This is a genomic window from Bifidobacterium sp. C0047B3 (assembly GCF_056590535.1).
This window is the reverse complement of the sequence record NZ_JBWPWH010000003.1, coordinates 215,711-227,291: the sequence shown is the minus strand read 5'-3', so window position 1 is coordinate 227,291 and position 11,581 is coordinate 215,711. Positions and strand designations below refer to the sequence as shown.

The following is an 11,581-nucleotide window of genomic DNA, read 5'->3' as shown; positions in this document are numbered from 1 at the left end:
AAATATTATGTTGAATAAGAAGGCTATCGCCGCATTCGCTGCTGGCGCCACCCTCCTCTCCGGTTTCGCTTTTGCTGCTCCAGCAATGGCTGAGGTTACTGTTCCAGATACTTGCCCAGCTGAAAAGCCTCTTAAGAGCAAGAATGCTGCTGTTACTGCTCAGGCTAAGAAGGATTGGGAAGATGCCAAGAAGGCAGTTCCAGCTAATCCAGGTACTAAGCCAGTAGCAGGCACTGACGTTGATTCCACCATGTATACGCAGGATGGCAACGAAGGCAAGCTTAAGATGAATGACATTCAAGTTACCGCAGCTAATAGAGCAAAGTACCTTGCTACTGTTGCTTTTGTAAATGCTACTAATGACTATGTTGTTGCTCTTGCTGCTTACACTCCAAAGCATAATGAAGCAGAGCGTTTGCATAATGTGTATCTTCGCGCTTTGGAATTTGAGAATACCTGCTCTACCCCAGATCCTGATCCTAAGGATGAAGTTATTGATCGCGTTTACGCTGCTAAGCATGTATTAGATAACAAGGATAATGCTCTTGCTAAGGCTAAGAAGGCTTATCGTACTGCTGCGGATAATTTGCATAAGGCTCAGACTGAGTTCCTGCTTCGTACGGCTGCTGCTAATGCTGCTCAGCGTGCTTATGATGCATTCGAAGCTTCTGGTGTGAAGGATTCTGCTAAGGAACAGCGTTTAGCTGATGCTGTAGATCGTGCTAATGCTCATGTGGCTCGCGCAACTGATGCACAGAATAAGGCTCAGGATGCTTACAATGATGCTTACAATAAGGCTCTGGCTGCTAAGGCTGATTACGATGATGCTTACAAGGCTTACAAGGATGTCTACAATGAGGCTATTAAGCTTGGTGTAGATCCTTCTAAGTTGCCACCACTTGTGACTGCTGATCCTTTGGATTTGACCTTCAACCCTGTTCCAGGTGTTGCGGAAGCTTTTGCTGCTGCTGAGAGGGGCGACTTCGGTCCTGCTGCTCAGGCTGCTGCTAAGAAGGGTAAGGATACCAAGGCTTCTGCTCAGCAGAACAACAAGAAGAACAATGCTGCTTCCGCTGACGCAAACGGTGCATCTGCCTCTGCTGCCGCTCAGCTTCCTAAGAGTGGTGCTGCTGTAGCTATGGCTGCTGTTGCTGCTTCTGTGCTTGCTGGCATGGGTGCTGCTCTTCGCAAGATCCGTCACTAAGCTAAAGCGCTAAATGTGCATGGTGAGCGTATTTCAAATATGAATGCGCTCACCACAATAATCTTGCACTCAACAATGGCATAGAGTGTAGGGCTCTTTGCTCTGGCGGATTTAAGTTTGCTTGTTTTGCTGGCTATGCTGTTTTGCTAAAATTCCTTTTTTCACAGCATTTGCTGGTTCTTGTTTGCTTTTTCTGCTGTTGAGTGTGTTTGGCTTTCGGTTTTGTTTGAGCTACTAGGGGCTCATTCAAAGCCGAAAGCTTTTTTATTGCCTAAAATCCTACTTTTAAATCATAAAGCTGCGCCTTTTGCAGAATTGCAATGTGTTTTGATGCATTGACACAAGTGCAACAATAATTTATAATAAGCACGGTCGGTAGGTAAGGCTACCACGGGGATACGGGTTGCTGCCGCAACACAGTGGAGACACTGCACGCTGGTTAACAGTCGTTGTCGAATTCAAGGCTTCGACTAATGCAACGCCACCGCCCTGCGAAGCTGAAGCTTGAACGACGTGGCACGCTTAACATGCATTTGTGTGTTTTGATGCGCCTCTGTTATCTTGTAAACCTCCGATTCAATGATGAAGATTTGCGCCGGCAGCGCACTAACTTAAGGAGGTGATTTGCCGTGAAACATGACAGTAAAAGCCATAATTCTAGTACTCGTACTGATGAAGGCTCCGACACTATTGGCAGTAGTAGTTCGGATGTTCCTCCTGAATATATGAAGCCGGCAATCACCGAATTTAGGTTGCAAAACTTGCGAAATATATAGCTTGCTAATACAACTTGCGAAATATAATTTACGAAATATAATTTGCGAAGTTAAAACGTGAGTTCTAGTTATTTGCGCCTGTAACGTAATCAATGGTGATACGGCTACGCAAGAATTTACACAAGAAAAGTTACGCAGATATTTACGAAAGAATTTACGAAAATCTAAATATTCGAGGACTTTATTATGACCGTATTTACAACTTCGCGCAAAGAAAGCGCAGGTGCGCAAGTCGACGAGAACACTCGTTTCTGGTCGGATATTATTGTGTGCGTTGGCATTATTGCCGTTTTTGGTGTAACTGCCTTCCTTATTCAACGCATAAATCAACCGATTGGTCCAAGTGGCATACCATCTAAGGTGTCCACGGACTTAATCAATCTTCCTTACTACACTTTGCGCTCAGTATTTCGCATGCTGATCGCATTAGTTGCATCTCTTATCTTTACTATTGTTTATGGCTCTCTTGCAGCTCGCAGTCGTAGGCTTGGCAAGGTGCTTATTCCTCTTCTAGATATTTTACAATCAGTTCCAATTCTTGGCTTCCTTTCGGCAACTGTCACTATTTGGTTGGTAATTTTCCCTGGATCGATGCTTGGTGTTGAAGCCGCTTCGATTTTTGCTATTTTTACGAGTCAAGCATGGAATATGACTTTTTCGTTCCACCGTTCACTGCTCAGCGAGCCAAAGGAACTGGATGAGGCAGTTCGTAGTTTGCAACTCACGCATTGGCAACGTTTCTGGGTGCTAGACATGCCTAACGCAATGATTCCGCTGCTTTGGAATTGCATGATGTCTGTTGGAGGCGGATGGTTCTTCCTTACAGCTTCGGAAATGATTTCCGTAAATAATCACACTTACGCTCTTCCTGGCATCGGTAGTTTTGTGGCACAAGCTGCTGCCGAAAATAAGCTTGGTCTTATTTGGTGGGCTATTGTGTCGATGGTGATTGTTGTTTTGGCACTTGACTTCTTCTTATGGAAACCGCTTACAGCTTGGGCTGAGCGTTTCCGCATTACGCAAAGCGCATCTGATAATGAGCGTCACAGTGCTATTTTGACTCTTATTCGTCACTCTCATGCAGATGAAGTTATTAGTAAACTGTTTTTGCCAATTCGCGAGTGGCTCGAAAAAGTAACGCGCCCATTCGGTCGCACAGGCTCCAAGTGGCCTCATAAGGCTGCTCAGCATAAGCTTGGTGATTGGGTATTTAACGTTATTATGATAATTATTGTGGCTGCTGGCGCTGCTCATATGCTTTACTTTGTGTATACAACTGCAGGTTTGCATGAGTTTATTACTGCAGGCATGCTTGGTGGCATCACTTTTATGCGCGTTGCTGCGTTGATTTTAATAAGTTCGCTTATTTGGGTTCCTGTTGGTGTTGTAATCGGCATGAATCCTAAGATTTCGCGTATTATGCAGCCTATAGTGCAAATTCTTGCTAGCTTCCCAGCAAACTTCATATTCCCGTTTGCTATGGCTTGGTTTATGGCTTGGCATATTGATCTTGGTTGGGGAAGCATTATTTTGATGGCTCTTGGCACGCAATGGTACATTCTGTTCAATGTTATTGCAGGTGCTAGTGCTATTCCTGATGATTTGCGTGAAATGACGCGCAGCTTCCGCTTGGATCGTACTTTGCGATGGAAGACGCTTATTTTGCCGTCTATTTTCGGTTCATGGTGCACTGGCGGTATTACAGCTGCAGGCGGTGCATGGAATGCTTCGATTGTGTCTGAGATTGTGGAATATGGAAAGAACCACATGGAAACTCAGGGTTTGGGTGCATATATTACTAATGCAACCACTTTAGGAGATTCTGCGCGCACTTTAGTTGGCGTAACTGTTATGAGCTTGATTGTTGTTTTAAGCAACCGATTATTCTGGTCGCCAATGCAACGTATTTCCGAAAAACGTTACGTATTGAATTAATCGACTAACAAATCGACTAATAAAATTTACTAATAAATCGCTTAAAATAACAAAATTTTATGAAAAAGATTGGCAAAATTATGAATACTTTAAATAGCAATGCAAAAAAAGTGCAATCCTCAATTACAAGCGATATTATCGACGCAAAGCACATCAGTCAAAGCTTCACTTCTGACAGTGGCACTACTCAGCACGTTTTGCACGATATTTCTTTCACTCTTCGCGAAGGTGAAATCGTTGCAATATTGGGACGCTCTGGTGCTGGAAAATCAACTTTCCTACGCACAATGGCTGGTCTTGTGCAGCCAACAGAAGGCACTGTAACGTACCGCGGACGCGAGCTGACAGGCCCAAACCCAGGGGTTGCAATCGTATTTCAAACCTTCGCTCTTATGCCGTGGCTTACCGTACAAGACAATGTGGAACTTGGATTGCGTGCTAGAGGCGTTAGTAAAGAAAAGCGTACTGAGCTTGCTTTAGCTGCAATTGACGCAATCGGTTTGGACGGCTTTGAAACAGCGTATCCTAAGGAGCTTTCCGGCGGTATGCGTCAGCGAGTTGGTATTGCGCGCGCGTTGGTGCTACGACCGGATGCATTGTTTATGGACGAGCCATTTTCTGCTCTCGATGTGCTTACTGCAGAAAACTTGCGTCAGGAAGTTCTTAAGCTGTGGTCTAGCGAGGAGCGAGATATTAAGTCTGTGCTTATTGTGACGCACAATATTGAAGAAGCTGTGCAAATGGCTGATCGCGTTGTGGTTCTTGGATCTCATCCAGGTCACTTAATTGCTGATGTGAATGTTGATTTGCCTCGTCCTCGAGATAAGCACAGTGCTGAATTTGAAGCGATGGTTGATAATCTGTATGCTATTTTGACTGGTTCTGCTCCAGAAAGCACTGCAGAGCAAGACGCTTGCGAAGATGCTGATTCTCAAGATCAAGCAAATAATGCAACTAATGAAGATGCTGAAGATAACGAAGCTGCAGCAATTGCAGATATGCTTATTCAGCGCCACCATGACGATGAAGATGAAGATAAGCAAAGTGAGGATGAAGCTGAAGCAGGTGAGGCAAAGGCAGAACCTGTGGCTGTTCGTTTGCTTCCAAACGCTACACCAGGTGGTATGGCTGGTTTGCTTGACGTGATTTCTGAAAGCCCAGATGGCATTGATTTGGCTGATTTGGCAGCTGATTTGTCGTTTGAGATTGATGATTTGTTCCCACTTGTCGATGCTGGCACGATGCTTAATTTGCTCACTGCAGAAAACGGTCATATTACTATTACTTCTGAGGGTGAAGAGTGGCATAATGCCGATATTTTGCACAGTAAGCAAGTTTTTGCTCGTCTTGCGATTGAACATGCGCCTCTTGTGCACGCAATTGATCAAGCTTTGAGTAGGAATCGTAACGGAAAGCTTCGTGGTGAGCTGATTTTGGATTTGTTGCGCAGTAAGCACACGGATGCTTTGGCACGTCAGCAGTTTGATATTGCAATTAGCTGGGGTCGTTACGGCGAGTTGTTTGATTATGACGCTGATGATGACGAGTTGACTCGTACAGTTGAAACTGCTCCTCTCGATGGAGTTGTGCGCTGAAATAGTGCGGAATTATGCTCAATAATGTCCATTATTGAGCATAAATTTGGTACTTGTATGCTTTCGATAAAGGGATGCCGCATAGTTCTTTTATCTTTTAGGTCTAGTCGTTTCTTATTTAAGATTGCGCGGATCGGAAGCCCCCTAAAAAGCGAACTTTTTGGGGAAAGATTTGCGTAGCACATTTGTTGCTAACGCTTACTATGCGTCGATATGCGGCGGCGATGGAGGAATATTATGGTAAATGCTGTAGAAGCATTTGATGCTAAGCATCTTAAGGCTGCTGAAGAAATTCCAGCTTTCCGTCCTGGCGATACCGTTGACGTCAACGTGAAGATTCAGGAAGGTAATAACTCTCGTATTCAGACCTTTACCGGCGTTGTTATCGCTCGTAAGGGTGCTGGCGTGCGTGAAACTTTCGTAGTTCGTAAGGTGAGCTTCGGAACTGGTGTTGAGCGTCGCTTCCCACTCCATTCTCCAGCTATCGATTCGATTAAGCTGGTTCGTAGCGGTCGCGTTCGTCGCGCTAAGCTTTACTACTTGCGCGCTTTGCGTGGTAAGGCTGCTCGTATTGCTGAGCGTCGCGATAACTCTGCTAAGTAAAATAGAACTTATGTGAAGGGTATTTGTTATGACTGATGACACGCAAATTAGCGATACTCATATCGTTTCAGTAGCGGGTCATGGTATAGATCCTTCACCGGTTCCACCAGAGCCGGAAGGAGATTTACCTTCCGGCTCTCGCATGTTTAAGCGCAAAAATAAAAAAGGTAAGCATTTTGCACATTCTAAGCGTGCTAAAAATGACCGCCTAACTTTGCGCGATGCTATAACATGGTTCGGTATTCCAGTATTAGTAGTGATACTTATTCGTGTATTCCTATTTGGAGCTTACACAATTCCTTCTGGCTCTATGCTAGATACTATTCATATTGGCGATTATGTTATTACGACTAAGCTAACTCCGCGCTTATTCCCATTAAAACGTGGAGATATTGTTGTTTTTGAGGATCCTGCACATTGGTTGAGTGGTGAAAATTCTTCCGGTGCTGTTGGCAAGGATTTAATTAAGCGTCTTATCGGTTTGCCTGGAGATACTGTTGAATGTAAAGGCGCTGGGCAGCCTATTGTTGTGAACGGTGTTCCAATACGAGAATCTTCCTATATTCGTCCTGGTGTTGACCCGAGTGCTTTTCCGTTTAAAGTAAAAGTCAAAGCCGGTCACGTGTTTGTTTTGGGCGATAATCGTTCTAATTCTGCAGATTCACGATACCATCGCAATGATGGCGATGATGGCTTAGTTCCGATTTCCAAAATCGAGGGCGTTGCTGTGTTTAGATCGTGGCCGCTTGATCGAATTGGTCTTTTAGACGAACACCATGATGATTTTAAAGATGTGCCTGATCGTCCTGCAAAATAAAAGTATTAGCGCAATTGTTATCAACGCAATTAGTATTAACGAAATTGTGTTAGCACGACTTGTATCTACTGATTTTAATTATGCCAAATAAATCATCCAATATACCGCTTATTCCATCGTTTAAATATGAGAAAGATCTGCTTTGCGAAGGCTATGATTGGGTTATTGGTCTTGACGAAGTAGGAAGAGGCTCTCTTGCAGGTCCTGTGATGGTAGGAGCTGCAGTTATTGGAATTAAACAAGTAAAAGAAAACTATATGCCTGAAGGCTTAGCTGATTCTAAATTGCTTAGTGAAAAGCGTCGAGAAGAGCTTTATGAACCGTTGCAAAAATGGTGTACAACTTGGGCAGTCGGGTCTTGCACTAACACAGAAATTGATGAGTGGGGTATTAGCTATGCGCTTGGTGTCGCTGCGTTAAAAGCAATTTCTAAAGTTGAGGAAGATATTAAAAAGCTAAGTTTTAGCGTAAATGCGGATTCGGGTGCGAAGTTGGGTGCAAATTCAAACTTTCGTATCGCAGCAATATTGGATGGACCTTGCGATTATATTGACAAAGTCGCAAATACTTTTGACGCTCCTTACGTTCCTGAGCCTGTAAAAGTTCATACTTTAGTAAAAGCAGACAGACAGTGCGCGAGCGTAGCTGCAGCTGCAGTTTTGGCAAAAGTTACTAGGGATAATCTTATGGTATCTCTTGCTAAAAATCCGCAATATGCAGCCTACGATTGGGCAAGTAATAAGGGTTACGGTTCTTTAGCTCATCGCAATGCCATTAAAAAAGTAGGTCCTAGCGATTTGCATAGACTGTCTTGGCATTTATAAGCGAGGGGTATATATGGCGAAAAATGAAGCAAAACGCGTGTCAATGATCGATGTTGCGCACGCTGCTGGTGTAAGTCATCAAACTGTTTCTCGCGTTATTAATAATTCTCCTGATGTTTCTGCTAGCACGCGAATTAAAGTTCTGCGAGTTATTGAGCAGCTTAGGTATTATCCGAGTAACTCAGCACGCGCATTAGCAACTAAGAAATCGCGTACTTTAGGGCTTATCGTTGGTGCAGAAAATAGAACATCTCGAAACATTATTGCTCCTATAGAAGCGCAAGCAAAATCTCGCGGTCTTTTTCTTTCTGTTAGCATGGTCAACGAAGCGTTATGCGAACAAAGTGATATTCAAGATTTATGTGAGAGTTTTGAAGAGCAAAATGTCGACGGATTAATAATTGACGCTCCAACAGACGCAATATTTACGTCACTGTGTCGTACGCGTATTCTTAAGCCGTGCGTATGCGTTACTGCTACTCATGGTGCAATAAGCGCGCATGAAGGCATGAATATGTTGCGTTCTCATAGCAACGTTGAGTATTCAATGATTGGTATTAATCAATCTCGCGCAATGAACGATATTGTGTCACTTATTGCGCATTATGGACATCGAAATGCAATTTATATAGCAGGTCCTTCGCAATGGAGAGGTGCTGCAACGCGACTAATTGCATGGCGTTCACTTTCAACTGCTCAAGGTATTCATTCGCATATTGTGCAATGTACTTCGTGGAAGTCTTCTGAAAGCTATGCGCGAATGAATCATATGATTGAGAAATTTGGCATAGATGGTATTGCGTTGCCGACTGTTATTGTTGCTTCAAGCGATGAGCAGGCAGTAGGAGTTGTGCGTTCCTTGTATGAGCACGGTTTGAAAATTCCAAGTGATATTAGTGTTGTTGGTTTTGGCGATATTCCGGCAATAAGTGATTTTTTCCCACCTCTTACAACTGTAAGTCTAGATATGCAGCAATTAGGGTCGTTGGCAGTGCGTGAAGCTTTGAGATTGATGAATCATGGGCCTGAGCCAGCATTCCCAGATATGTCTCATGGAGTTGGTCAAATACCTGCCAGCTTAAAATTGCGCTCTTCTATTGGTGCAGTATTGAGATAATTTTGCGCTGCGGCAAAATGGCTTAAAATCAGCATAATTACGCGGATGCCGGCGTGTTGATGGTGTGTGTGAAGCGTAATCTTAACATCAGTTGGGAGTGTGTTGGTTTTGAATAAATATGGAATAAAGAAAAGGATCAGGAGATGATAAATCGCTGCTTTGCGTTCGTGCCAGGAATTAAGCATCTAGTTGTTTTAAGGTCGGCGTGTCTTGCGATTTCTTATCTTGTAAATATAGCTTTTGTCTACGTTTGCGTTGGGATGTTGTCTCCAGTATTAAGACCTGTTCGTTCTACTGGAACTTCTTTAATGAGTTCTGTTGAATTTACGTCTTACATTATTGCTTTAGTTGCGATTATTTTGTTGAAATACGCAGTTTTTTATTGGTCGTGTACAGTTTGTGCAGAAATTGAGTCGCGAATAGCTATGCGTTTGCGTCCTAAAATGTTGCATGCAATGCTATCTCTACGCTCTGCGGATGTTGAAGATTCTAATTACGTTACTTCTTTGCGCGTAAATGAAGATATTTTTGCAATACAAAGTTTTGTTGCTTCTTTAGTTCCACAAATTATTGCAGCTATTCCTGTTCCTGTAGTTGTTTCTGCAGTATTATTTACAGTTAACCCTGCTATAGCTGGAATTTGCGCATTAGCTGCATTGTTTAATGTTGCTTCTCTTATATTCTCGTTGGTACTAAGCCCAGTATCGTGGCGTTGCGTAAGTGCATTATTTGCATATGTTGTTGCTGGACTCGCAATTGTTGCAACTGTTTGGTTATCTTCTGTTAAAGGTGTAGGTCTTGCTGCAGCCCTGTTAACAATGCCTTTACTAATGTTAAGCGTTCAACCATTGAGAATTGTTGGTAAGAATATGCATGTAGTTAAACATGCTGTTAATGGTTTGGATCATGTTGAAGCATTGTTGAAGATGGTTACTGATTCTCCTGCTCCAATAGCATTTAGTGACGATGGTTCAACACTATCTTTGCCTGATGGTTCCACCAATGTCGCTTTGCGTATGCGATGCAATATTTCGGAAAATAATGCGAATACTAATGAAGCTCAGCGTTTATCGATAATTGCAAAATCCGGTGAATTGCAAGTTATTCCAAGCAAATATCATCATGTTATGCGTGAGAAAATACTTTCTGGAACAGGTTTTAACAAATCTGCTGACATATTGCTTTCTTATAGCGACCGTTATGATATTCATGAAGACGACGTTTCTCCATTTGTAGTTTCTGAAGTATTTGACGCAAACGATAGTGCATCTTACTTGTCGTTGAACGATGCAAGTTCTGCAGCTTTAGCAGATATTGTTACTATAGTTAGCGAGCGAAGTCATCTATTTTCCACAACATTGCGAGAAAACTTACTTTTGGCTGCTCCAACAGCTACGACTACTGCAATGTGGGATGCATTGCGAGCTGTGCGAATAGATGGTGTTGTTTATGCAGATTACGACGGTCTAGATATGCCTATAGATAGGCTTCTTAATAATCCTGAAGCATCCTATAATCCTGAAGATTTAAAGCGTCGCATTATTCTTGCTAGAGCAATTTTAAGACATACTAGAGTATACGTTTTTGATTATTCTCAATGCGATATTAGCAATCATGAAGCTGAAGAAATTGTTAAAATATTGCGTCGCATAGCGCGTTATGCGAATGTAATAGTTTTAATGCCAAATGATGCTGGTATTAGTTCAACTGACGAAATAGCAACTGTAGAATCGTATCGTCATGTTGCTAATGATAGTTCTAAAAATATTACGCAACTAAATGAATTAAACGAATCGCAAAACTCGCAAAACTCGCAAAACGTTGAGCAAACTCAGCAAGATTCTAATAAAAACAAGCATATTTCTTCTATTGCAAGTATTGCTTACACTTATGAAGTGCGAACAGTTTCAAAGCTCAAACGTGCTATTTTTGCTTTTATATCAATGTTTAGTACTGCTCTCAATCTTGTTTCTGCAGTATGTATTCCTGTTGCTATTGTTTCGGCAATGTTTGCTGTTGCAGGACGTCCAATATTTGGTTTTGTAATGCAACAGTGCGTGATTGTTGCTGTTGCTTGTATGGCAGTTCGTGCATTAACTCTTGTTACAACATTTGCAGGTATAGATATGCATCACGAACGTTGGCATAAAGCGCATATCAGCATGAATGTTGGAATGATATTTGCAGTTGTGCCTCTTATGGTTGTTTTGTACTATTTCGATGCGAATTTGTCTTATGTAGCTATTGCTTCGTGCGTATTTATTATGTTTATTGTTCCTCGATACTTGCTTATACGCTCTAAGCATATTGCAAATAAAGTGCGCATTGAACAACATGAAGTTGAGAATGAAGTAAGTGATATTGAGCTTGGTATCGATGAAGTACTTGCATTTAGGCAAGGTGAGCATTGCGTTAATCGAATGGTTTCTTCAATGCACAAAGTTTCTCAACAAAGAATGCGTTTGGCTCGTAAAAGTGGAGGCATGTCGGCGCTTGTTCTTGCTATATCGTTAATTAGCATTTCTGTAGCAGCACTAGTTGTTTCTCACACTATTCATCCAGTGCCAGCTAATATTCCAGCATGGAGCACGGTTTATGCAGTTATGGCAATGGTTTTGCTTGTAATTATGATTCAGCAAGTTGTAGATGTTGTTTTACAAAGAATACCGTCTGTTATGAGAGTTAAAAGCAGTAACTAACGTTGATTTAA

At 42.4% G+C, this 11,581-nt stretch carries 9 protein-coding genes and 1 riboswitch; all 9 genes read left to right on the top strand.

Going from position 1 to position 11,581, the window contains the following annotated elements; genetic code table 11:
• The coding region (locus AC1EKT_RS04790) for a hypothetical protein (RefSeq protein ID WP_481616914.1) at positions 1-1,204 on the top strand (1,204 nt) is incomplete at its 5' end.
• Between the two features lie 363 nt (positions 1,205-1,567).
• A riboswitch (M-box (ykoK) riboswitch) is annotated at positions 1,568-1,724 on the top strand.
• Positions 1,725-1,833: 109 nt separating this feature from the next.
• Positions 1,834-1,980 carry a hypothetical protein gene (locus AC1EKT_RS04785; RefSeq protein ID WP_004574037.1) on the top strand — a complete coding sequence of 49 codons (147 nt, stop codon included), beginning with the start codon at positions 1,834-1,836 and terminating at the stop codon, positions 1,978-1,980.
• A gap of 186 nt (positions 1,981-2,166) precedes the next feature.
• Positions 2,167-3,915, top strand: a complete 1,749-nt coding sequence (locus AC1EKT_RS04780) for an ABC transporter permease (RefSeq protein ID WP_421790190.1) — start codon at positions 2,167-2,169, stop codon at positions 3,913-3,915.
• 80 nt (positions 3,916-3,995) lie between these two features.
• Positions 3,996-5,510: an ABC transporter ATP-binding protein gene (locus AC1EKT_RS04775; RefSeq protein WP_480033517.1), complete on the top strand. Its 1,515-nt coding sequence runs from the start codon at positions 3,996-3,998 to the stop codon at positions 5,508-5,510.
• Between the two features lie 237 nt (positions 5,511-5,747).
• Entirely contained in the window at positions 5,748-6,113 is a 366-nt protein-coding gene (gene rplS / locus AC1EKT_RS04770; protein WP_415687960.1) for a 50S ribosomal protein L19, read from the top strand.
• A 28-nt stretch (positions 6,114-6,141) separates the two neighbouring features.
• Positions 6,142-6,930 (top strand): signal peptidase I, encoded by a 789-nt coding sequence (gene lepB, locus AC1EKT_RS04765; RefSeq protein ID WP_481616080.1) that lies wholly within the window; start codon positions 6,142-6,144, stop codon positions 6,928-6,930.
• An 80-nt stretch (positions 6,931-7,010) separates the two neighbouring features.
• Positions 7,011-7,754, top strand: a complete 744-nt coding sequence (locus AC1EKT_RS04760; RefSeq protein WP_481616079.1) for a ribonuclease HII — start codon at positions 7,011-7,013, stop codon at positions 7,752-7,754.
• Between the two features lie 13 nt (positions 7,755-7,767).
• Entirely contained in the window at positions 7,768-8,871 is a 1,104-nt protein-coding gene (locus tag AC1EKT_RS04755) for a LacI family DNA-binding transcriptional regulator (RefSeq protein WP_481616078.1), read from the top strand.
• A 143-nt stretch (positions 8,872-9,014) separates the two neighbouring features.
• The gene (locus tag AC1EKT_RS04750) at positions 9,015-11,570 is read left to right on the top strand and encodes an ABC transporter (protein ID WP_481616077.1); all 2,556 of its coding nucleotides are present in this window, start codon (positions 9,015-9,017) and stop codon (positions 11,568-11,570) included.
• Positions 11,571-11,581: the final 11 nt, after the last annotated feature.

Bases quoted from the DNA above. Each gene is read 5' to 3' on its own strand.
- AC1EKT_RS04780 (WP_421790190.1), top strand. From the start codon at position 2,167: ATGACCGTATTTACAACTTCGCGCAAAGAAAGCGCAGGTGCGCAAGTC.
- AC1EKT_RS04775 (WP_480033517.1), top strand. From the start codon at position 3,996: ATGAATACTTTAAATAGCAATGCAAAAAAAGTGCAATCCTCAATTACA.
- rplS (WP_415687960.1), top strand. From the start codon at position 5,748: ATGGTAAATGCTGTAGAAGCATTTGATGCTAAGCATCTTAAGGCTGCT.
- lepB (WP_481616080.1), top strand. From the start codon at position 6,142: ATGACTGATGACACGCAAATTAGCGATACTCATATCGTTTCAGTAGCG.
- AC1EKT_RS04760 (WP_481616079.1), top strand. From the start codon at position 7,011: ATGCCAAATAAATCATCCAATATACCGCTTATTCCATCGTTTAAATAT.
- AC1EKT_RS04755 (WP_481616078.1), top strand. From the start codon at position 7,768: ATGGCGAAAAATGAAGCAAAACGCGTGTCAATGATCGATGTTGCGCAC.
- AC1EKT_RS04750 (WP_481616077.1), top strand. From the start codon at position 9,015: ATGATAAATCGCTGCTTTGCGTTCGTGCCAGGAATTAAGCATCTAGTT.